16 protein-coding genes are annotated in these 22,961 nt (G+C 69.1%); 11 read left to right on the forward strand and 5 right to left on the reverse strand.

The window, feature by feature from the left end; genetic code table 11:
* Positions 1 to 8: 8 nt before the first annotated feature.
* The 11 genes from V7082_RS00335 (at position 9) to trxA (ending at position 17,357) form a co-directional block, all read left to right on the forward strand.
* Positions 9 to 1,922 carry a stimulus-sensing domain-containing protein gene (locus V7082_RS00335; protein WP_334145367.1) on the forward strand — a complete coding sequence of 638 codons (1,914 nt, stop codon included), beginning with the start codon at positions 9 to 11 and terminating at the stop codon, positions 1,920 to 1,922.
* Positions 1,897 to 2,376 carry an HPr kinase/phosphorylase gene (locus tag V7082_RS00340; RefSeq protein ID WP_334145369.1) on the forward strand — a complete coding sequence of 160 codons (480 nt, stop codon included), beginning with the start codon at positions 1,897 to 1,899 and terminating at the stop codon, positions 2,374 to 2,376. Before V7082_RS00335 ends, V7082_RS00340 begins: the two co-directional genes overlap by 26 nt.
* Before the next feature lie 196 nt (positions 2,377 to 2,572).
* Positions 2,573 to 2,977 (forward strand): PTS sugar transporter subunit IIA, encoded by a 405-nt coding sequence (locus V7082_RS00345; protein ID WP_334145371.1) that lies wholly within the window; start codon positions 2,573 to 2,575, stop codon positions 2,975 to 2,977.
* Positions 2,978 to 2,995: 18 nt separating this feature from the next.
* A complete protein-coding gene (locus V7082_RS00350) occupies positions 2,996 to 3,301 on the forward strand; it encodes an HPr family phosphocarrier protein (RefSeq protein WP_334145372.1) in 306 nt (101 codons plus the stop codon).
* Between the two features lie 166 nt (positions 3,302 to 3,467).
* Entirely contained in the window at positions 3,468 to 4,874 is a 1,407-nt protein-coding gene (gene ahcY, locus V7082_RS00355) for an adenosylhomocysteinase (RefSeq protein WP_334145373.1), read from the forward strand.
* Positions 4,875 to 5,117: 243 nt separating this feature from the next.
* The gene (locus V7082_RS00360) at positions 5,118 to 7,631 is read left to right on the forward strand and encodes a sensor histidine kinase (RefSeq protein WP_334145374.1); all 2,514 of its coding nucleotides are present in this window, start codon (positions 5,118 to 5,120) and stop codon (positions 7,629 to 7,631) included.
* Complete coding sequence (tsaE, locus tag V7082_RS00365) at positions 7,585 to 9,255, forward strand: tRNA (adenosine(37)-N6)-threonylcarbamoyltransferase complex ATPase subunit type 1 TsaE (RefSeq protein ID WP_334145375.1); 1,671 nt, start codon at positions 7,585 to 7,587, stop codon at positions 9,253 to 9,255. The genes V7082_RS00360 and tsaE overlap by 47 nt, the downstream gene beginning before the upstream one ends.
* A gap of 108 nt (positions 9,256 to 9,363) precedes the next feature.
* Positions 9,364 to 10,089 carry a nucleotidyltransferase family protein gene (locus tag V7082_RS00370; RefSeq protein ID WP_334145377.1) on the forward strand — a complete coding sequence of 242 codons (726 nt, stop codon included), beginning with the start codon at positions 9,364 to 9,366 and terminating at the stop codon, positions 10,087 to 10,089.
* A gap of 88 nt (positions 10,090 to 10,177) precedes the next feature.
* Entirely contained in the window at positions 10,178 to 13,351 is a 3,174-nt protein-coding gene (gene addB / locus V7082_RS00375; protein WP_334145560.1) for a double-strand break repair protein AddB, read from the forward strand.
* Between the two features lie 2 nt (positions 13,352 to 13,353).
* Entirely contained in the window at positions 13,354 to 16,935 is a 3,582-nt protein-coding gene (gene addA, locus V7082_RS00380) for a double-strand break repair helicase AddA (RefSeq protein ID WP_334145379.1), read from the forward strand.
* Between the two features lie 77 nt (positions 16,936 to 17,012).
* Complete coding sequence (trxA, locus tag V7082_RS00385) at positions 17,013 to 17,357, forward strand: thioredoxin (protein ID WP_334145380.1); 345 nt, start codon at positions 17,013 to 17,015, stop codon at positions 17,355 to 17,357.
* 65 nt (positions 17,358 to 17,422) lie between these two features.
* Here trxA and V7082_RS00390 read toward each other — a convergent pair whose 3' ends face one another.
* From V7082_RS00390 to V7082_RS00410, 5 genes are all read right to left on the reverse strand, one after another.
* Entirely contained in the window at positions 17,423 to 18,787 is a 1,365-nt protein-coding gene (locus V7082_RS00390) for a bifunctional folylpolyglutamate synthase/dihydrofolate synthase (RefSeq protein WP_334145383.1), read from the reverse strand.
* A gap of 86 nt (positions 18,788 to 18,873) precedes the next feature.
* Positions 18,874 to 19,908, reverse strand: coding sequence for an acetyl-CoA carboxylase, carboxyltransferase subunit beta (accD, locus tag V7082_RS00395; protein WP_334145384.1), 1,035 nt, complete (start codon positions 19,906 to 19,908; stop codon positions 18,874 to 18,876).
* A 121-nt stretch (positions 19,909 to 20,029) separates the two neighbouring features.
* Positions 20,030 to 20,863, reverse strand: a complete 834-nt coding sequence (trpA, locus tag V7082_RS00400) for a tryptophan synthase subunit alpha (RefSeq protein WP_334145386.1) — start codon at positions 20,861 to 20,863, stop codon at positions 20,030 to 20,032.
* Positions 20,860 to 22,131, reverse strand: a complete 1,272-nt coding sequence (gene trpB, locus V7082_RS00405; protein ID WP_334145387.1) for a tryptophan synthase subunit beta — start codon at positions 22,129 to 22,131, stop codon at positions 20,860 to 20,862. Before trpB ends, trpA begins: the two co-directional genes overlap by 4 nt.
* A 55-nt stretch (positions 22,132 to 22,186) precedes the next feature.
* On the reverse strand, positions 22,187 to 22,852 hold the full coding sequence (locus tag V7082_RS00410) for a phosphoribosylanthranilate isomerase (protein ID WP_334145388.1): 666 nt from the start codon (positions 22,850 to 22,852) through the stop codon (positions 22,187 to 22,189).
* Between the last annotated feature and the right edge of the window lie 109 nt (positions 22,853 to 22,961).

The following is a 22,961-nucleotide window of genomic DNA, read 5'->3' on the forward strand; positions in this document are numbered from 1 at the left end:
GAGGGGTGATGGCGCTCGAGACCGAGCGAACGCCGGCGGTTGACACGGGGCTCGAGGCCATCCTGGCGGGAACCCGCCGGTCCCTCGGCGGCCTCGCCGCCCGCGCGCAGGATCTCATGCGGCGGAGCCCGCGGCCGGTCGTCGGTCTGCCCCGCTGGTGGCGGACGTTTCTGCCCGTCCGCTTCATCGCCGGCAGCCTGTGGCGGCGCATCCTGGTCGCGAGTCTCGCCGGCCTCGTCGTCATGGTCGGCGGCATTCTCTATTTCAACGAGAACAATGCCTGGCTCATCGAGGCGAAGCGCGAATCGCTGCGCGTTCAAGGCGAGATCATCGCCGCCGCCATCGCCGGCGACGCCCGCGTCGAGACCGGCCGCCTCGTCATCCACACCGATCCCCTCGAGGAGGAGGCCGAGGCCCCCGAGGACAACGCCTTCGCGGCGCACGAGCTCTCGATCCGTCCCGAGCGCGTGGCCCCGATCCTGCGCCGTCTCATCCAGCCGACGACGCGTCGCGCGCGCGTCTATAGCCGCGACGGGACGCTGGTCATGGATTCGGCGACGCTCTTGCAGCGCGGCCAGCTCTCCCGCCACGAGCCCAAGGTGCCCGACGGCGGCAAGACGCGCACCAAGGACTTTTGGACCCGCCTCAAGTCCTGGACGATGATGAACGAGGATCTGCCGGTCTACAAAGAGATCGGCAACGCCAACGGCACGTCCTATCCGGAGGTGAAGCAGGCGCTCCAGGGCAAGGCCACCGCCATGCTGCTGCTCAACGAGAAGGGCCAGCAGATCGTCTCGACGGCCGTCCCCATCCAGCGGGCGGGCGTCGTGGAAGGCGTGCTTCTGATGTCGACGCGCCCCGGCGAGATCGACAAGATCGTTTCCGACCAGCAGACCCAGATCTGGCTGCTCGCGGCCTTCGCCATCCTGGCCTCCTTGATCAGCGCGCTGGTCCTGGCGCGGACCGTGGCCGGACCGATCCGCCGGCTGTCGGCCTCCGCCGACCTCGTGAGCCGCAACATCAGCGCCCGCCACGAGCTGCCGGATTTCTCGCACCGCACCGATGAGGTCGGCCGCATGTCCGCCGCCTTCGCCGCCATGACCGCAGCCCTTTACCGGCGCGTGGAAGCGAGCGAGAGTTTTGCCGCCGACGTCGCCCACGAGCTCAAGAACCCGCTCACCGCGGCACGCTCCATGGCCGAATCCCTCTCGTACGCGCGCACCGACGAGCAGCGCAGAGAGGTGGTGAAGCAGATCCAGAACGAGCTGATGCGCCTGAACCGGCTCATCACCGATGTCTCCAACGCCTCCCGCCTCGACGCCGAGCTCGCGCGCCAGCAGATGGGCCCCCTCGACATCGCCTCGGTCGTGGCCAGCGTCACGCAGATCTTCAAGGACATCCTCTCGGGCGATAGCCGCCGCGTCGAGACGGTGATCGCCGTTGCCCCCTTCGAAGGCGCGTTTGTCGTCAACGGCCATGCCGGGCGGCTCGGCCAGGTGCTGACCAACCTCGTGGACAACGCCGTCTCCTTCTCGCCGGAAGGCCGGCCCGTGACCATCTCGCTGCGGCGCATCGGCTCCGATGTCGAGCTGGCCGTCGAGGACGAGGGGCCCGGCATTCCCGAGGATCGCCGCCAGATCATCTTCGATCGTTTTTACACGGACCGCCCCGATACCGAAGCCGTTCGCGGCAAGAACTCCGGCCTCGGGCTCTCGATCTCGCGCGAGATCATCCGCGCACACGGCGGCGAGATCTCGGCCGAGAACAAGCCCGCGGCGGCCGGCTCGGAGTGCGGGCCGTCGAGCGGAGCCCGTTTCGTCGTGCGCCTTCCGGGCCGCGTCTCCTCCTCCCGGGCGGGCATGGCCGGCAGCCGGCGCGCGGCATCGGATCTCGTGCATGAATCAGTCCGCGAACGGAGCTGAGCTGGTCCACGGCACGGCGCTCGCCCTCGGCGAGAAGGCCGTCCTGATCCGCGGGCCGTCGGGATCGGGCAAGTCGGACCTTGCGCTGAGGTGCATCGCCGCGCCGCCGTTCGGAGAGGGCGCGCTCCGTGCCGCGCTCGTCTCGGACGATCAGGTGCGCCTCACGCGTCAGGGCGAGGCGGTCGAGGCCAGTCCGCCCCCGGCCATCGCCGGCAAGATCGAGGTGCGCGGCCTCGGTATCCTGAGCCTTCCGTTTTGTCCCGGGGCGCGTCTTGCGCTCGTGGTCGACCTCGTGCCGGCGGCCGACGTGCCCCGCTTTCCGCTGGAGCCGATGACGGCGCGCTATCTCGGCGTCGCGTTTCCGCTTCTTCGCCTTGCGCCGTTCGAAGCCTCTGCCCCCGTCAAGCTCCTTCTGGCGCTCGGAGGGGGCCTGGGCTCGGGAGCTGCGCCATAAGGCGCCAGCAAAACCCCTTGCTTTGCCCGCGAACCCCTGTAAGTCTCCGGCCCGCCGCGAAGGCGGGGCGGGGACGTAGTCCTGAAGCTCATGACACCACGGAGATTGTCGTGACGCCACAGAGACTTGGGGCACGGCCCAGGGGTGAGCCGATGCTCAAAAAATACAAAATCGTAACAACCTCGGCTTGGTTTAGATGATCGGACTCGTGATCGTCACACACGGCGGCTTGGCGATCGAGTTCCGTGCGGCACTCGAGCACATCGTCGGGCCTCAGACACAGCTCGAGACCATCTCGATCGGTCCCGAGGACGACATGGAAGCGCGCCGCTCCGAGATCCTGGAGGCCGTGCGCCGCACCGACACGGGATCGGGCGTCATCATCCTGACCGACATGTTCGGGGGGACGCCGTCCAACCTCGCCATCTCGGTCATGGACGAGGCGAACGTCGAGATTCTGGCCGGTATCAACCTGCCGATCCTGGTCAAGCTGGCCGGCCTCAGGGCCGAGGCACCCCTCGATGAAGCGGTAACGCTCGCGCGCGAGGCCGGACGCAAGTACATCAAGGTTGCGAGCCAGGAACTGTCGGGCGAGCAGTAGGGGGTTGGACGGCGCACGATGCCTGAGATCCAAGACAGCAAGCGACCCGAGGCCGTCGTCACCGTCGTCAACCGCAAGGGGCTTCACGCCCGCGCCTCGGCGAAGTTCGTGAAGCTCGCCGAGACTTACCAGGCGAGCGTGACCGTGACGCGCGACGGACAGACCGTCGGCGGCACCTCGATCATGGGGCTGATGATGCTCGCCGCCGGGCCCGGCTCGGTCCTCTACATCACCGCCGAGGGCAAGGAAGGTCCCGAAGCCCTCGCCGCCCTGGTCGATCTGGTCGAGACCGGCTTCGGCGAGGAGCTGGCCGAGGAAGACTGACCTCCCTCACGAGCCCTGCCTGCTGCCCGCTCCCAACCGCCTTTCCCAAGGACATAAAGACTTATTTATATCTTATTGCGGTCCCTGTCCCGCGCCGCTATACGGGGGCGGACTTTGCGCCGGCATGCCCGCTGCTGCCGGCGGCCGCACGAAAAAGGGACCCTGCATGACCGCCAACCAGGACTACATCGTCAAGGACATCTCGCTCGCCGCCTTCGGCCGCAAGGAGATCGACCTCGCCGAGAGCGAGATGCCCGGCCTGATGGCCATCCGTGCCGAGTACGGCCCCAAGCAGCCGCTCAAGGGCGCGCGCATCGCCGGCTCGCTCCACATGACCATCCAGACCGCGGTCCTGATCGAGACGCTGAAGGCGCTTGGCGCGGACGTGCGCTGGGTCTCCTGCAACATCTTCTCGACGCAGGACCACGCCGCCGCCGCCATCGCCGCGACGGGGACGCCGGTGTTCGCCTTCAAGGGCGAGACGCTGACCGAGTACTGGGACTTCACCGCCCGTCTCTTCGACTGGCACGGCGGCGGCGTGCCCAACATGATCCTCGACGACGGCGGCGATGCCACCATGCTCGTGCACCACGGCCTGCGCGCCGAGAACGGCGACACGGCGTTCCTGGACAAGCCGGGCTCGGAGGAGGAGGAGATCTTCTTCGCCTTGATCAAACGGCTCCTCGCGGAGAAGCCCTCGGGCTGGTTCGCCCATGTGGCGACCTCGATCCGCGGCGTCTCCGAGGAGACGACCACGGGCGTGCACCGCCTCTACAAGTTGGCCGAGCAGAACCAGCTCCTGTTCCCGGCGATCAACGTCAACGACAGCGTCACCAAGTCGAAGTTCGACAATCTCTACGGCTGCCGCGAGAGCCTCGTCGACGCCATCCGCCGCGGCACCGACGTCATGCTGGCCGGCAAGGTCGCCTTCGTCGCCGGCTTCGGCGACGTCGGCAAGGGCTCGGCCGCTTCCCTCCGCCAGGCCGGTGCGCGCGTCATCGTCTCCGAGGTCGATCCGATCTGCGCGCTCCAGGCGTCGATGGAGGGATACGAGGTCGCCCCCATCGAGAATGCCTTTAGCCGTGCCGACATCTACGTCACCGCGACCGGCAACCGCGACATCATCACCGTCGACCACATGCGGCAGATGAAGGACCGGGCCATCGTCTGCAACATCGGCCACTTCGACAACGAGATCCAGGTCGCGGGCTTGAAGAACTTCAAGTGGACCAACATCAAGCCGCAGGTCGACGAGATCGAGTTCCCGTCGGGCAACCGCATCATCCTGTTGTCGGAAGGCCGCCTCGTGAACCTCGGCAACGCCATGGGCCATCCCTCGTTCGTCATGTCGTCGTCGTTCTCGAACCAGACGCTGGCGCAGATCGACCTCTGGGCCAACCCCGGCAAGTACGAGAAGAAGGTCTACACGCTGCCGAAGGTGCTCGACGAGAAGGTCGCAGCCCTCCACCTCGAGAAGCTCGGCGTCAAGCTCACCAAGCTGCGCCCCGAGCAGGCCGATTACATCGGCGTGTCCGTCGACGGCCCCTACAAGCCGGACCACTACCGCTACTGACGGGGCAACGCCCCACCGGACGGCGAAACGCCGGTCCCATAGAGGACCGAAGCCCTGCGAGCGGCATTTTTGTCCGCCTGCGGGGCTTTTGCATTTCGCGCGCCCGCCCGCGCGCAGGTTGGCTGAGCGATGTGCCTCTCTTGGGCTGGCATCGGCCTCGGAAGCTCCTCATACTTCCGAAGCGATTCGCTTTTTCTGAGCGGGCGTTGCCACGTGCCCGGCCACGATCGAACCCCGAGATCGATGCAACCCAAGAGCCCTACGCCTGAGCGGCAGAACACGCGGGTCGAGCTTGTCATGCTCGCGCTCGCGAGCCTGGCCGTCGTCACCGTTCTGACCGCGACGCTCGCTTCCGGGCGCAGGATTGTCGAGGAAGGCGGGCTGCAAGGGGACACCTGGCTCCTGGCCGCGCTGGCGGGCGTGGCGAGCATCGGCACGATCTACCTTCTCTATCAGGCCATCACCTCCATGCGCCGCCAGGCGCGCCGGGCCCAGGACGAATCGCGCGAGCTGCGCCGGGCGCTTGCCGCGGCGGAGGCCTTGATCAAGGCCGAGCCTCAGGTGCTCATGCACTGGGAGCAGGGGCGCGGCATCTCCGTCGTCACCAACACGCTCTCCGGCGTGCCGGGCCTGCCCGCCAACACGGGCGAGCTGGTGCGCTTCAACTTCTGGCTCGACCAGAAGAGCAATGCCGCCTTGAAGTCGGCTCTCGATGGTCTGCTCTCGGAAGGACGCGCCTTCAATCTCATCCTGAAGACCACGGCCGGCGGTCACGTCGAGGCCGACGGTCGCGCCGCGGGCGGCCGCGCCGTGCTGCGCTTCAAGGATGTCGCGGGCTATAAGCGCGATCTCTCCGTGATCCTCGACCAGCACATGCGCCTCGCGCGCGACGTGCGGTCGAGCCGCGCGCTGCTCTCGGCGCTGCCGCATCCGGCCTGGCTGCTCGACGCGGCGGGGCGGCTCACCTGGGTCAACAGCGCCTACGTCAAGGCGGTGGAGGCGGAAAGCGAGGCCGAGGCCGTCGACGGCCAGATCCAGCTCCTGGAATCGCGCCAGCGCAAGCAGGTCGCCCGCGTCGTAAAGACCGGGCAGACGTTCAAGGAGCGCCTGCCGCTCGTGGTCGGCTCCGAGCGCAAGATGCACGAGGTGACCGTGCTGCCGCTCGGCGACGCGACCGCGGGGGCCGCCATCGACGTCGCCGATCTCGAAAGCGCGAAGGGCGAGATGGACCGGCAGATCGCCGCCTACGACCGCACGCTCGACCGCGTCGCGACCGCCGTCGCCATCTTCAATGCCGAGCAGAAGCTCACCTTCTTCAACGCCGCCTACCAGAAGCTCTGGCAGCTCGACGCGGATTGGCTGGCGACGGGCCCGATGGACGGCGCTGTGCTCGATCGCCTGCGCGAGCTCGGCCGCCTGCCCGAGGTCGTGAAGTATCGCGAATGGAAGGCGGACGTCCTCAAGTGCTACAAACAGGAGACCGAGCACGAGGACTGGTGGCACCTTCCGGACGGCCGCGATCTCCACGTCATGGCCGCGCAGCGCCCCGATGGCGGCGTCACCTATCTCTACAAGGATGAGACCGAGCGCCTGGCGCTCGAAAGCCGCTACAACGCGCTCATCGGGGTTCAGACCGAGACGCTGAACAGCCTCAAGGAAGGCGTGGCGGTGTTCGGCACCGACGGCCGCCTGCAGCTCCACAATTCCGCCTTCGCGGCCATCTGGAAGCTCTCGCGCCAGCAGCTCGCCGAGAAGCCGCACATCGACGAGTTCGTCCGCGTCACGCAGGTGCTGCACGGCGAGATGTCGACCTGGAAGGAGATCAGCCGCGCCGTTACCTCGTTCGAGGAGCGCGAGCCCCTCGAAGGCCAGATGATCCGCCCCGACAGCAGCGTCATCGACTATGCCGTGACGCCGCTCCCCGATGGCGGTACGCTCCTGACCTTCGTCGACGTGACGGACTCGAAGCGTTACGAGCGCGCCCTCATCGAGCGCAACGAGGCCCTCGTCACCGCCGACCGGCTGAAGAACCAGTTCATCGGCCACATCTCCTACGAGCTCCGGACGCCGCTGACCAACATCATCGGCTTCAGCGAGCTTCTGGCCAATCCGATCTTCGGCGTATTGACGCCGCGCCAGCGCGAGTACCTCGACGACATCGCCTTCTCCTCCAAGACCCTTCTCGCCATCATCGACGACATCCTGGATCTGTCCGCCATCGACGCCGGCGGGCTGGAGCTGAAGCTCGCCGCCGTCGACGTGCAGGCCGTCATCGATCAGGCGATCAACAGCATCCGCGAGCGTGCCGCCCGCGCCCGCCTCACGCTCGACATCGCGGTCGCCGACGATGCGGCAGTGTTCGTCGCCGACGAGCAGCGCGTGCGCCAGGTGCTCTACAACCTCCTGTCCAACGCCGTCGGCTTTTCCAATCCCGAGGGCGTCGTGCATCTCTCCTGCTGGCGCGAGGAGGGCGTGATGGTGTTCTCGGTCGAGGACGAGGGGATCGGCATTCCCAAGGAGCAGCAGGCCCGTATTTTCGAGCGCTTCGAGAGCCGCAGCCAGGGCGGTAAGCACCGGGGCGCGGGCCTCGGTCTTTCGATCGTCAAGAGCCTCGTCGACCTGCACGGCGGCGACATGACGCTCGACAGCGAGCCTGGAAAGGGAACCAAGGTCACGGTACGCTTCCCCGCGCGTGAGCTCGAGCAGAAGCATGTCCCGACCGATACCGAAGCAGCAGCAAGACTGGCGCGTGCCTGACGCCGACGAGGCGGGGATCACGCGTCTCGCCGAGCGCGTCGCGCTGAAGATCGCCGTGGGCGACGTGGTGGCGCTCTCGGGCGATCTCGGCGCCGGCAAGACGACGTTCGCGCGCGCGCTCATCCGCGCCGTCCTTGCCGATCGGGGCGCCGAGATCCCGAGCCCGACGTTCTCCCTGGTTCAGACCTACGCCGCCCCGCGCCTCGAGCTCGCCCATCTCGACCTCTATCGCCTCTCGGGCGACGACGATCTCGTCGAGCTGGGCTTCGACGAGCTGATCACGGCCGGCGCCGCCGTCGTCGAATGGCCCGAGCGCGCGCCCGGCCTCGCGGCCGCCAACCGCCTCAACATCCATTTGTCGCAAGGCACGGACGCCGAGCAGCGCACCGTGCGCCTCGTGGGGCACGGCACCTGGGCGCCGCGCCTCGCCCGCCTCGAAGCCATGTCGGACTTTATCGACGCACACGCGCCCTGGAACACCGCGAGCGCCGTCTATCTGCAGGGCGACGCTTCCGCCCGCGCCTATGCGCGCCTCGCTTCTTCTCCCCTCGCCGAGGTCCCTCCCCCCTCGTGGGGGAGGCTAGGAGGGGGGGATTGCAGAACAGCAGCCGTTGGGATTCCCCCCACCCCTAGCCCCACCCCACAAGTGGGAGGGGAACCGCGCACCGCCATCCTCATGGACCAGCCGCGCCAGCCGGATGGCCCGCCGATCCGCAACGGGCTGCCCTATAGCCGCATCGCCAGGTTGGCCGAGGACGTGCGCCCGTTCGTCGCCGTCGCGAACGCATTGCGTGACGCGGACCTCAGCGCGCCAGAGATCTACGCCGCCGATCTCGACCGCGGCTTCCTCGTCATCGAGGACTTCGGCGATCGCGTCTACGGCGCGGAGATCGCGCGTGGCACTTCACAGCCGGAGCTGTGGCGCGCCGCTACCGACGCGCTCCTCGCATTGAGCCGGCACGCCGTTCCTCCCGAGATCCCTCTCCCCGACGGGACGGCCCACTGCGTTCCGCCACAGGACGCCGCCGTGCTCGGCATCGAGATCGAGCTGTTGCCCGACTGGTACTGGCCGGCCGTGTACGGGACGCCGATCCCTCCGCACATCCGTGCGGACTTTATGGCCGCCTGGGACGGGGTTTTCGCGCGCCTTGCAGCCGAGCCCAAGGGCTGGGTGCTGCGCGATTTCCATTCGCCGAATCTCGTCTGGCTTCCCGAGCGTGACGGCGCGCGGCGCGCAGGGCTGCTCGACTTCCAGGACGCGCTTCAGGGATCCCTCGCCTACGATCTCGTCTCGCTTTTGCAGGACGCGCGCCTCGATGTGCCGGCCGCCCTCGAGGACGAGCTGTTGGCCTATTACCTTGAGAGGCGTCGCGCGGAGCCGGGCTTCGATGCAGACGCGTTCCGCTTCGCCTACGCGGCCTTGGGCGTCCAGCGCAACACCAAGATCCTGGGTATATTCGCCCGTCTCGCCATGCGCGACGGCAAGCCCGCGTATGTGCGTCACATCCCGCGCATATGGCGCTATCTGGCGCGGGGGCTCGCGCACGCGGACCTCGCGCCGCTCGCGCGCTGGTTCGACGACCATTTCCCCGACGCGGTTCGCCGCACCGTCCCGTCTCTTTGAAGAGCCTCGCATGCAATCTCGCGCTCCTCTCCCCCTCACCCGCCGCTCGGGCGTGGCGGAGCCATGCTCCGCATGGACGTATCGGTACCGGGTGAGGGGGCACCAAACATGACCAACCGCGTGACGACCGCGATGGTGCTGGCCGCCGGTCTCGGTACGCGCATGCGGCCGCTGACGGACACCATGCCGAAGCCGCTCGTGCCCCTCTGCGGCAAGCCGCTCCTCGATCACGTGCTGGATCGTCTGGCCGCCGGCGGCATCACGCGCGCGGTGGTGAACGTGCATCACTTCGCCGAGCAGATCGAAGCCCGCCTCGCCGGTCGCACGCGCCCCGCGATCGCCATCTCCGACGAGCGCGGCGTGTTGCTGGATACCGGCGGCGGCGTGGTCAAGGCGCTGCCGCTGCTCGGAGAGGCCCCGTTCCTCATCCACAACTCCGATTCGGTCTGGGTCGAGGGCATCGGCTCGAACATCGCGCGGCTCGTTGCCGCCTTCGATGCGGACCGCATGGACAGCCTGCTCCTGCTCGCCCGCGGCGCCGAAAGCCTCGGCTATGACGGCCACGGCGATTTCCTCATGGCGCCCGATGGCACGCTGACGCGGCGTGGCGAGGGTGGAGAAGCCCCGTTCGCCTTCACCGGGGTCTCCATCGCCCATCCGCGCCTGTTCGAGGATGCGTCCCAGGGGCGTTTCTCGCTCAACGTGCTGTGGGACCGGGCCATCGCTGAGGGCCGCCTGTTCGGGCTGTGCCTCGACGGCGTCTGGATGCACGTCGGCACCCCCCAGTCTGTGGAAGACGCGGAAAGCTGGATGCGCCGCGCCGCAAGCGCCTGAAAGACGGCCATGGAATCGGATATCCGGCCGGAAGGTCCGAAATCCGTCCAGGGGAGCTCCACTGTCCCGTTCCGCGAACATCTACACGATCGAAGCCGGGCGCCCGTTCCTCGATTGCCTCGCCGGCGCCGTGCTCGACGGTACCCTGCCGGCCGGCGGCGGGTCTCGGCCGGCGCTGCTCGATCTGCCGCGCCTCACGCTCTATCTGCCGACACGGCGCGCGACGCGCGCGGTCGAGGACGCGTTCCTGCGCGCCGGCGGCGGGCGCGCGCTCTTGCTGCCGAGGATCGTGCCCATCTCGGAGGGTGAGGAGGATCTCTCGCTGATTGCGGCCGCCGCAGGGGCCGAGCAGCACGTCGGCGCCATCCCGCCCGCCATCGGCGAGCTCGAGCGCCGGCTCGTGCTGACGAGCCTCATCCGCCGCTGGACGGAGGCCATGCACCGCAACGGCGCCGAGAGAGCGACCGCGGCCGCCACCTCTCAGCAGGCGGCCGTTCTCGCCAAGGAGCTCGCGGCGCTGATGGACATGGTCGAGACGGAGGACGTGAGCCTCGACCGGCTGGACACGCTCGTGCCCGAGACCTTCTCCGAGCATTGGCAGAAGACGCTCGCGTTTCTCGAGATCGTCACGCAGGCTTGGCCGGGTTATCTCGCCCAATCCGGCATGCTCTCGGCGGCTGGCCGCCGCAACGCCGTCATCCGCGCCGAGGCCGCGCGCCTTGTGGCGTCGCCGCCGGCGTCGCCCGTCATCGTCGCCGGCGTCACCGGCTCCATTCCGGCAACCGTCGAGTTGATGCGCGCCGTGGCGAGCCTGCCGAACGGCGCCATCGTGCTGCCCGGCCTCGATACCGATCTCGATTCCGAAAGTTGGCAGACCATCGGTCCCGAGCATCCGGAGCATCCGCAGTTCGGCCTGAAGAAGCTCCTCGACGCGCTCGGCCTGACGCGCTCGGCCGTCGTCCGCCTCGGCGCTGCTGCCTCCCCGCCGGCCCGCGCGCGTACGCGCCTCATTGCCGAGGCCATGCGGCCTGCCGGCACCACCGAGCGCTGGGAGAGCTTCGCCGCCGCCGCGCGCAAGGATCCGGCCCGGGCCGCCCCGTCCGGCTTGAGCCTCGTCGAGGCGCCGACCGCGCAGGACGAGGCGGAGGTCGTGGCGCTGATCCTGCGCGAAGCCGCCGAGACGCCGGGCAAGACCGCGGCCCTCGTCTCGCCAGATCGTTTCCTCGCGCGCCGCGTTGCCATCCGCCTCGAAGCCTGGGGCATCAAGGTCGACGATTCCGCGGGCCGTCCGCTCGCCAAGACGCCGCCCGGCGCCTTCCTCGATCTCGTCGTCAACGCCGTGGCGACGCGCTTTGCGCCGGCCGAGACGGTCGCCCTGTTGAAGCACCCGCTGACGCGCCTCGGCCTCGATCCGTTCGCCGCCCGCCGCGCTGCCCGCGCGCTCGAGATCGCAACCTTCCGCGCGCCGTATCTGGGCGAGGGCCTTGCCGGCGTCGAAGCGGCCTTCGAGCGGGCCGCTGCCGACCGCGAGCGCGGCGTGCGCGCCCACCCCGCCGTGAAGCGGCTCTGGACGGAGGACTGGCAGGGCGCGCGCGATCTCATCGCCCGCCTGCGCGCGGCGTACGCGCCGCTGCTCGCACTCTATGAACAGACGGAGCCCGTCCTGCTCCACGATCTCGTCCCCCCCCCCCCCAACCCCTCTCACCCCCCCCCCCCCCCCCCCCCCCCCCCCCCCTGGGGGGGGCGCCGGGGTGGGGGGGACTCCAGAACGGCGGCCGTAGGGATTTCCCCCACCCCTGACCCCTCCCCACAAGGGGGAGGGGAAACAGACGACGACGAGAGCCTCCTCTGGCGCGACGAGGCCGGTGAGACGGCCGCACGATTCTTCGCGGGCCTGCTCGATCCGGCGCTGCCCCCGCTCGATCTGCCCGCGGCGGACTACGCCGACCTCTACCGCAGCCTCGCCGCGGCCGAGACCGTGCGCCCGCGCGGCCCCGTGCATCCGCGGCTCTTCATCTGGGGGCCCTTCGAGGCGCGGCTTCAGCAGACCGATGTCGTCGTTCTCGGCTCGCTCAACGACGGCACGTGGCCGAAGTCGTCCGATCCCGGCGCCTGGCTCAACCGCCCCATGCGCGAGGCGCTCGGCCTGCCCTCGCCCGAGGAGAAGATCGGCCAGTCCGCCCACGATTTCGCGACCCTGCTCGCCGCGCCCCAGGTGATCCTGACGCGCGCCGAGAAGAAGGACGGCGTGCCGACGGTCCCCTCGCGCTGGCTGCTGAGACTCAAGGCGTTGCTCGAGGGCATGGGCGTAGCGGAGGCGCTCGCGCCGAAGGAGCCCTGGCTCGCCTGGGCGCGTCGGCGCGACGACATCGCGCCTGTGGCGCGCCTCGCCGCCCCGGAGCCGAGGCCGACGGGCGCGCAGCGCCCGCGCCGGCTCTCGGTCTCGCGCATCGAGACATGGATCGCCAACCCGTATGCGATCTTTGCCGGCGAGATCCTGAAGCTCGCTCCGCTCCCGCCGCTCGGCGAGCCACCCGGCCCCGCATTGCGCGGCAGCATCATCCACGATGCGCTTTCGGAGTTCGCCAAGGCGTATCCGGCCGCACTCCCCGGCGATATTGAGGCCGAGCTGGTCCGCTTCGCGCGCCAGGCGCTCGACGCCTATGCCGCCCACCCGCGCATCGCCGCCTTCTGGGTTCCGCGCTTCGAGCGCTTCGCCGCTTGGTTCGCCGCGACGGAGCCCGCGCGCCGCTTGGGCGTCACGGAGGTGAGGGCCGAGGTCTCGGGCGAACTCGTGCTCGACGCGCCGGCGGGTCCCTTCCATCTGACCGCGCGCGCCGACCGCATCGACGTCAGGGACGACGCGCTCGTCATCTCCGACTACAAGACCGGCGCGCCGCCGCCCGACAGGAAAGTGCTGGACGGCGTCTCGCCGCAGCTGCCGCTGGAAGCCGCCATCGCCGCCGACGCCGCGCTCGGCTTCGACAGGCTGCCGAAGCGCCCGGTCGCGACGTTGCGCTACATCCGCGCCTCGGGCGGCGAGCCGCCGGGCGACGCGCGTGACGTGAAGGCCCCCGATATTGCCGCGCTCGCACGCCAGACCCTCGACGGCTTGAAGCGCCACGTCGCCCGCTTCGACGAAGAGAGGACACCCTACCGGCCGCTCCGGCGCGCGCGCTTCGGCTACGATTACGACGCCTATGCGCACCTCGCGCGTGTCGCCGAATGGTCGTCCGGCGCCGTTGCGGAGGAGGATGCCTAACCATGTCGGCGCTCATCGAGCACAAGTCCATCGAGATCGAGCTGGAGCGCACACGCCGCCGCCAGGCGGACGCGGCCGACCCCGCCGCCTCCGTCTGGGTGAGCGCCAACGCCGGCACCGGCAAGACGCACGTCTTGACCATGCGCGTCTTGCGCCTCCTCCTCGCCGGCACGCCGCCCGAGCGCATCCTCTGCCTCACCTACACGAAGGCCGCCGCCGCCGAGATGTCGAAGCGTGTCTTTGACAGCCTGTCCAAGTGGGTGATGCTGCCGGACGATGCGCTCGAGGCGGCCCTGCTCGCATTCCTGGACCGCAAGCCCGACGCATCCGAGATGGCGCGCGCGCGCGCGCTCTTCACGCGCGCGACGGAAACGCCGGGCGGGCTCTCCGTGCAGACCATTCACGCCTTTGCCGAGCGCCTGCTGCAACGCTTTCCGCTCGAAGCCGGCGTCACGCCGGGCTTCGCTATCCTCGACGAGGCAAGCGCGCGCAAGCTGATGCGCGAAGCGATCGACGACGTGATCGGCAGGGCCGCGCGGGCGCGGGAGAGCCGGCTTGGAGAGGCCCTCGCGAAGGCCATCGCCTACGCGGCCGACGACCGCTTCGACGACACGCTGGCCGACGCGCTGAAGGAGCGAGAATGGCTCGCGGCCGCAGCGGACATGAGCCTCGACGCCGTCGAGGCGCTTTACCGCCGCCACTTCGGCGTGCGCGATGGCCTCACGCGCGCCGCGATCGAAGCCGAAGCCGCAACGCTCCTCTCCCCGCGCGAGCTGATGCACGTGCGCGACGTCCTCAGGGGCGGCAGCAAGACCGACACCGGGCTCGCCGACAAGGTTGCCGCCGCGCTCTCGGCCGAAGCCGGACGCGCGCGCATGGAGGCCCTGTCCGGCCTCTTCCTCAAGACCGACGGAACCCCGCGCGAGAAATTCCTGACCAATGCCTTGAAGGCGAAGAACCCAGAGATCGAGCCGATGCTGGGGCGTGTGCAGGGCCGCTTCCTCGCGCTCTGGACCGAGCACCGGGGCGCGGCCGTCGTCGAGGCGACCATGGCGCTGATCCGCCTCGCGGACGCCGTCGCGGTCCGCTATGCCGACGCCAAGGTACGCCGCGCCGCCCTCGATTTCGACGATCTGATCGCGCGCACCAAGGCGTTGCTCGCAACACGCGGCTCCGCCGAGTGGGTGCTGTTCAAGCTCGACAACGGCCTCGACCACATCCTCGTCGACGAGAGCCAGGATACGAGCCCTTCGCAATGGAAGGTCGTTGAGGCGATCGCCTCCGAGTTCTTCGCCGGCTCGGGCGCGCGCGCCGACACCGTGCGGACGCTGTTTGCGGTCGGTGACGAGAAGCAGTCGATCTATTCGTTTCAGGGCGCGGCGCCGGAAATGTTCTCCGCCATGGGCGACCGCTTCGCCAACCTCGGCAGGAGCGCCGGCGCGACATGGCGCACGGTGCCGCTCACGCTCTCGTTCCGGACTGTCGCCCCGGTCTTGAACGCGGTGGACCGGGTGTTCGCGGACCCCGCCCGCACGCCGGGCGTCTCGCCCGCGCCCCACGCCGTCCGGCGCGCGGGCCACGGCGGCGTGGTCGAGCTGTGGCCGACGGAGAAGCACGAAGAGGCAGCGCCCGCCGACGCCTGGTCGCCGCTGGACGAGCGGTCGGCCGAGCCATCGGTCGTGCGCCTCGCCAACCGCATCGCCGATACGATCAAGGGCTGGCTGGACGACGGCGAGACGCTCGCCTCGACCGGCCGTCCCATCGCGCCGGGCGACATCCTGATCCTCGTGCGCAAGCGCGCCCCGTTCGCCCAGCCCATGGTGCAGGCCTTGAAGGCGCGCCGCATTCCCGTGGCCGGCGCCGACCGCATGCGCCTGACGGAGCAGATCGCCGTCGAGGACATGCTCTCGCTCGGAGATTTCCTGACCCTGCCCGAGGACGATCTCGCGCTGGCGGAGGTTCTGAAAAGCCCGATCTTCGGCCTCGATGATGCCGATCTCACCGATCTCGCGTTCTGGAACCGGAGCCAAGCCAGCGAGGAGCGCAAGGGCACGCTCTGGAAGGCGCTCTTGGAGAAGAGCCGGGAGAACGCGCGCTACATCGAGGCCGCCTCCACGCTCAAGCGTTGGCGCAAGGCCGCCGATTTCCGTCCGCCGTTCGAGTTCTTCGCGGATCTGCTCGACCGCGACGGCGTCCGCGCGAAGCTCATCGCGCGCCTCGGCCCCGAGGCCGCCGATCCGCTCGACGAGTTCTTGAATCTCGCGCTCACCTACGACGACGGCGCCCCGCCGTCGCTCGCAGGCTTCCTGGCCTTCATGCGCGACGGCGATCGCGACATCAAGCGCGACATGGAGCACGGCCGCAACGAGGTGCGCGTCATGACCGTGCACGGGGCCAAGGGCCTCGAAGCCCCGATCGTGTTCCTGCCCGATACGACGAGCGCCGGCTCCGCCGCGATCCAGGGCGGCCGTCCCATCGTGCTCGCCGCGATGGAGCGCCCGCCCGGCATGCCCGCTCCGTTCGTCTGGCCGGTGAAAGGCACGGGGACCCTCGACCGGCTCCGCGAGGCGCGCGAAGCGTTGCGGCAGCGCGAGCGCGAGGAGGCGAACCGCCTGCTCTACGTCGCCATGACGCGTGCCCGCGACCGGCTTTATGTGGCGGGGTTCGAGGGCCAGAAGGGTCCCGCGCCGGGCTGCTGGTACGAGGTGATCCACTCCGGGCTCGACGGCGTTCTGGAACGCACGACCGGACCTGACGGCCGCGAGGTCGGGCGCCTCGCCGCGCCCCAGGTCGCGCCGCCCGAAGCTCCGAGGACGGCGCGCACGGCGTTGCAGGACGCGGCGCCGTTGCCGCCCTGGAGCTCTGTGCCCGCGCCACGCGAGCCCCAGCTCACCATCCCGCTCGCGCCGTCGCGCCTTGCCCCCTATGACACGGACGACGAGGGCGAGCCGCTCCCCGCGCCGCCGCCGCGGGATCCCCGATCCGAGCCGGCGGTCCTGAGGCCGGCAGCCTCGGGGACGGGCGGGCTCGGCGGCGAGAGCCGGTTCCTGCGCGGCACGCTGACCCACGCCCTGCTCCAGCATTTGCCGTGCCTCGCCCCCGAGACGTGGCAGAGGGCCGCCGACGCGTTCCTCGCCGAGCGGGCGCGCGGGATACCGGCCAACGTGCGCGCCGGGATTGCTGCCGAGACCCTGGCGCTCCTCGCGAATGCCGCCTTCGCGCCGGTGTTCGGTCCGGAAAGCGCAGCCGAGGTGCCGCTGGTGGCGGTCATCCCGCGCGTCGCAGGATCGGGCCCGCCGTTGCGCATCGCCGGGCAGATCGACCGCCTCGCCGTCTCCGGCGGCGAGGTCCTCATCGTCGACTACAAGACCAACCGCCGCGCGCCCCGGTCGGTGGAGGAGGTCGCGCCGGTCTATCTCTATCAGCTCGCAGCCTACCGCCTGGCCGTGCGCGAAGCCTTCCCCGGCAAGGCCGTGCGCGCGGCGCTGCTCTGGACTGAGCAGCCCTCTCTCATGGAGATCCGGGGCGAGATCCTCGACGTATATGCCGACAAGCTGTGGCGCCTCGAGACGCCCGAGACTTGACGCCCGAGACGCCCATTCTTACGTTCAAACCCCGCTGGGGGCACAACCGTTCGGCCCCCGGCCGAGAAGGAGATGAGATGACCACGCTGGTATCCGACAAGACGTTCGACGATGAGGTTCTGAAGTCGAAAGAGCCCGTGCTCGTCGATTTCTTCGCCGAATGGTGTGGTCCGTGCAAGGCCATGGCGCCCGCTCTCGAGCAGGTTGCCGCCGAGCAGAAGGGCAAGGTCAAGATCGTGAAGCTCGACGTCGATCAGAGCCCGGCGATTACGACCCGCTATGGCATCCGCGCCATGCCGACCCTGATCGTCTTCAAGAACGGCGAGGTCGCAGGTCAGCACGTCGGCGCGCTGGTCCAGAAGCGCAAGCTCGAGGAATGGCTCGGCGCCCAGATCGGCGAGACCCTCGTCGCCAAGGCGTAGCCGCCTCACAATCCGGAATCACAAAGGGCTCCGAGATCTCTCGGGGCCCTTTTCGTTGCACGCGATCAGTTCGCCTGCGGCTCGACGCCTTCCTGCAGCGCCAGCACATGACCCGCGAGATAGAGCGATCCCGTGATCAGGATGCGCTTGGGGCCGGGATCGAGGGCATCGATGTGCTTCAGGGCGGCTTCGACCGACACGCCCGGCTCCGCGCTGAGCGAAACCGAGCGCGCCGCATCTGCCAGCGCGTCCGGCGAGAACGGGGCTTCGTGCGCGCCGGGGATCGGCACGCCGACCACGTGCCGCGCGAGCCCGCGGAACGAGCCGAGGAACCCGGCCGCGTCCTTGAGGCCCAGCATGCCGACGACGAGATAGAGCGGCTTCGGGGAGCGTTCCTCGAGGTCTGCGAGCGACTGCGCAAGGAAGAGCCCGGCCGCGGAGTTATGCCCGCCGTCGAGCCACAGCTCCGAGCCGGGGCGCAAAAGGGAGGGCAGCGGCCCGCCGTCGATGCGCTGCATCCTGGCCGGCCAGCGCGCGGAGACGAGCCCGCGTTCGATGGCCTCGTCGTCGATCCACGCGCCAAGCTCGAGCGCCGCCGCCACCGCGGTGCCCGCGTTGATGATCTGATGGCGTCCGATGAGCGCGGGCAGCGGCAGGTCCAGGAGCTGGTCGGCCCGTTGCACGACGAGCCGGCCGCGCTGCTCATAGGCATCGTAGTCCTGCCCCCAGACGACAAGGCGCGCGCCCGCCCGCGCCGCCGCGTGCGCGATGACGTCGTGCACGCTGTCCTCCTGCTGGGAGACGACGCAGGGCGCGCCGGGCTTCAGGATGCCGGCCTTCTCGCCCGCGATGGCCTCGATCGTGTTGCCGAGCTTGTCGGCATGATCGTGCGAGATCGGCGTCAGCACGGTGAGGCGGGGATGCTCGATCACGTTGGTCGCGTCGAGCCGGCCGCCGAGGCCGACCTCGAGCAGCACGACGTCGGCGGGATGCTCGGCGAAAGCGAGGAAGGCCGCCGCCGTCGTGATCTCGAATTGCGTGATGTCGTCCCCGTCGTTGACGGCTTGCGTCCGCGAGAGCACGTCCACGAGATCGGCTTCCGAGATCGGCTGCGAGATCCCCGGCGCCGCCGCAAGCTCGATGCGCTCGTGAAAGCGGACCAGGTGCGGCGAGGTATAGGCATGCACGCGCCGGCCGGCGGCCGTCAGCATGGCCTTGAGGTACGCGGTCACCGAGCCCTTGCCGTTGGTGCCGGCGATGTGGACGATGGGGGGGAGCGTCCTGTGCGGGTTGCCGAGCTTGGCCAGAAGCCGCTCGACCCGGCCCAGCGAGAGATCGATGAGCTTCGGATGCAGGAGCTTCATGTCGGCGAGGAGCTGATCGCTCGTCGGAATGTTACGCCCCTCCCTGTCGAGGCCGCCGAAGCCCATCAGGAGTTCGGCGCGAGGTCAAGTCGTCCATAGCGTGTGTGGAAACCCTTGCGCCAGGGCGGCCTCGTTGTCGAGAGCCGCTTCGATCAGTTTCTCAACGGATCGTGGTCGCGCGGCTCGGCGCGCTCGCCCTCGCCCTGCGCCTTGAAGCGCTCGGCCCCGGTCACCGGCTCGAGCTCGAGCGGGGTGGTCCCGATCAGCTTCCCGTCGATCCTGGCGCCGTTCGTCTGCGTCTTGCCGTTGCCGCTGAGCGACGCCCCGGCTTCGGCGCCGCCCTGCATCAGGAGGTTGCAGAGCCGGCTCAGGGTCTCGCGTATCTTGTGGCGGTGCACCACCATGTCGATCATGCCGTGCTCGAGCAGGTATTCGGCGCGCTGGAAGCCGTCCGGAAGCTGCTCGCGGATGGTCTGCTGGATGACGCGCGGGCCCGCGAAGCAGATGAGGGCGCCCGGCTCCGCGATGTGGACGTCGCCGAGCATCGCATAGGAGGCGGTGACGCCGCCCGTCGTCGGGTCGGTTAGTACGACGATGTAGGGCAGCCGCGCCTCGCGCAGCCGCTGCACGGCGATCGTCGTGCGCGGCATCTGCATGAGCGACAGGATGCCTTCCTGCATGCGCGCCCCGCCCGAGGCCGCAAACAGGATGAACGGCGCCTTGAGTTCCACGGCGCGCAGCATGCCCGCGATCACCGCTTCTCCGGCCGCCATGCCGAGCGAGCCGCCCATGAACTCGAAATCCTGCGCCGCCGCCACCACCGGGCGTCCGTCGAGGCGGCCTTCGCCGACCAGCACCGCATCGTCGAGCGAGGTCTTGGTGCGTGCGTCCTTGAGGCGGTCCGTGTAGCGGCGCCCGTCGCGGAAGCGCAGCGGGTCCTGCGCCACCGGCGGCGCCGCGACCAGCTCGAATGCGCCGCCGTCGAACAGCGTCCCGAGTCGCGCGCGCGAGCCCATCTTCATGTGAAAGTTGGAGCCGGGGACGACGAACTGGTTGGCCTCGAGGTCCTTGTAGAAGACCATCTGGCCCGTCTCCGGGCATTTGACCCAGAGGTTCTCCGGCACCTCGCGCTTCGTCGTGAGGAAGCTGCGGATCTTGGGGCGGACGACGTTGTTGATCCAGTTCACGCTTCACCGCTCCTGAAGTGCGCTCCGCGGGGGAGGCAGAATGAAACATGCCGAAGTCGAACGGCTAGAGATCGAACGGCCGCAGGTGGAACGATGGTGCTGCCGCACGAGCGCCCGTCGGTCACGACGTCCTGAGCGCCCCGCTGAGGCCCTCGACCAGACTTAGGACGGCACCCGCCGTATTGCCAGTCGCGCGCCCCTCCTGGGTTAAGCTTGCTTCGATGGCATTGACCAGCGCCGAACCGACTACGACACCGTCGGCCGATTGGCCGATGGCGCGCGCCTGTCCCGGTGTTTTTACGCCAAATCCGACCGCCACGGGAAGGGTCGTTGCACGTTTGAGGCGCGCCACCTGCAGTTGAACGTCGTCCGGATCGGCCGAGCCCGCGCCCGTGATGCCGGTGATGGACACATAGTAAAGAAAGCCCGATGTGTTTTTCAGCACCGTCTTCAAGCGCTTATCGTCTGTCGTCGGAGTGGCGAGGCGGATGAAGTTGAGCCCCCGCGCGACCGCCGGCAGGCACAGCTCGTCGTCGGCCTCGGGCGGAACATCCACAACAATCAGCCCGTCGACGCCGGCGGCGGCCGCGTCGTCGAGGAACGCCTCGTTCGGGTAGACGTAGATGGGATTGTAATAGCCCATGAGCACGATCGGCGTGTCGGCGTCGGTCTCCCGGAACGCGCGCACGAGGTCCAGGGTCTTGCGCATCGTATGCCCGGCCTTGAGCGCCCTCAGCGACGAGGCCTGGATGGCTGGTCCGTCGGCCATGGGATCGGAGAACGGCATGCCGAGCTCGATGACGTCGGCTCCGGCCTTGGGCAGGCCGAGGAGGATCGCCTTCGAGGTCTCGAGATCCGGATCACCCGCCGTGACGAAGCAGACGAGCGCGGCACGCCCTTCTTTCTTCAGCGCCGCAAAGCGCCGATCGATGCGTGTTGGTTTTGTGTCGGTCAAAGCTTGATCCCCAGATAGCCGGCGACGGCGAACACGTCCTTGTCGCCGCGTCCGCACATGTTCATGACGAGCAGGTTGTCCTGGGGCAGCGTGGGGGCGAGTTTGGTCACCCAGCCGAGCGCATGCGAGGGCTCGAGCGCCGGGATGATACCCTCGAGCTTCGCCGAGAGCTGGAACGCGGCGAGCGCTTCCTTGTCGGTGATCGAGACGTACTGCACGCGGCCCGTATCCTTGAGCCACGAATGCTCCGGGCCGACCCCCGGGTAGTCGAGCCCGGCCGAGATCGAATGCCCTTCGAGGATCTGCCCTTCCCCGTCCTGCAGGAGATAGGTGCGGTTGCCGTGCAGCACGCCCGGCCGGCCGCCGTTCATGGAGGCCGCGTGTCCGTTCTCGATGTCGAGGCCGTGCCCGCCCGCCTCCACGCCGTAGATCGCGACACCCTCGTCGTCGAGGAACGGATGGAAGAGACCGATCGCGTTCGAGCCGCCGCCGATACAGGCCACGAGCGTGTCCGGCAGCCGGCCCTCGCGCTCCATCATCTGCGCCCGCGTCTCCTCGCCGATGATCGACTGGAAGTCGCGCACCATCGCCGGATAGGGATGCGGGCCTGCCGCCGTGCCGATCAGGTAATAGGTGTCGCGCACGTTCGTCACCCAGTCGCGCAAGGCTTCGTTCATGGCGTCCTTGAGCGTGCCCGCGCCCGCCGTGACGGGATTGACCTTGGCGCCGAGCATGTACATACGCGCCACGTTCGGCGATTGGCGCGCGACATCGGTTGCGCCCATGTAGATCTCGCACGGCAAGCCGAAACGCGCGCAGACGGTCGCGACCGCGACGCCGTGCTGACCGGCGCCCGTCTCGGCGATGATGCGCGTTTTCCCCATGCGGCGCGCGAGCTGGATCTGGCCGAGGCAGTTGTTGATCTTGTGGCTGCCGGTGTGGTTGAGCTCGTCGCGCTTGAAATAGATCTTGGCGCCGCCCGTGCCGCCTTGGGCCTTGGCCACCTCGCGAAAATGCTGCGTCAGGCGCTCGGCAAAGTAGAGCGGGCTCGGCCGCCCGCCGTAGTGATTGAGAAGATCGGTGAGCTCCGCCTGGAAGCCGGGATCGTCCTTGGCGGCGTTGTAGGCCGCCTCAAGATCGAGGATCAGCGGCATCAAGGTCTCGGCGACGAACCGGCCGCCGTAGAGCCCGAAATGACCGCGCTCGTCGGGCCCGGCCTTGAGCGTGTTGAGCTTGGCTTCGCTCGTCTTCTGGGTGTTCGAGGCCATCGGCCCGTTCCTTTCGAGTGCGTCCGGAAAAGCGGTGACCGAAACGCGGAAATTTTCAGGACTGCTTAGCGGCCTTTGCGGCCTGAAGGAAGCGGCGGATCAACTCGGGGTTCTTCTCGCCCGGACGGCTCTCGACGCCGGAGGACACGTCGACGAGGGAGGCGCCCGTGAGGCGGATGGCCGCCGCAACGTTCTCGGGCGTGAGGCCGCCGGCGAGGGCGAAATCGCGCCCCCGCGCTGCCTCGAGGATATGCCAGTCGAAGGCAAGCCCGTTTCCGCCCGGCAGCGCGGCCGGGTCCGGCGGCGGCTTGGCGTCGAACATCAGGAGGTTCGCGCCGCCGCGCGGGGCGAGATAGCCGAACGCGGTCTCGACCTCGCCGGCCGTGGCGACCGGCACCGCCTTGAGAATGGGAAGCCCGCTGCGGCTCCGGATCTCGAAGGCCCGCTCGGGCGTCTCGTGGCCGTGAAGCTGAATGAGGTCGGGCCCGATCTCGGCAACGACGCGGTCGACGAGCGTGTCGTCGGGATCGACGAGCAGCGTCACCGTCCGCGCGTGGCCGTCAGCCCGTGCCTGCCGCACGAGCGCGGCCGCCTCCGCGAGGCTCACGTTGCGCGGGCTCTTGGGATAGAGCACGAAGCCGACGAGATCGGCGCCGGCTTGAAGCGCCGCCTCGAGCGCGGCCGCGGTGCGCAATCCGCAGATTTTGACGCGTGTGGACATGAACTGCTTTGGGTTGGAGAGTTCTGCGATTTTTTTTGAGGCGGATCTGGATCCCGGCCTTCGCCGGGATGACGTTGGCTTATTCCGGCGGCTTACCACCAAACCGTCA

The organism is Hyphomicrobium sp. (assembly GCF_036833075.1).
Taxonomy (GTDB): domain Bacteria; phylum Pseudomonadota; class Alphaproteobacteria; order Rhizobiales; family Hyphomicrobiaceae; genus Hyphomicrobium_C.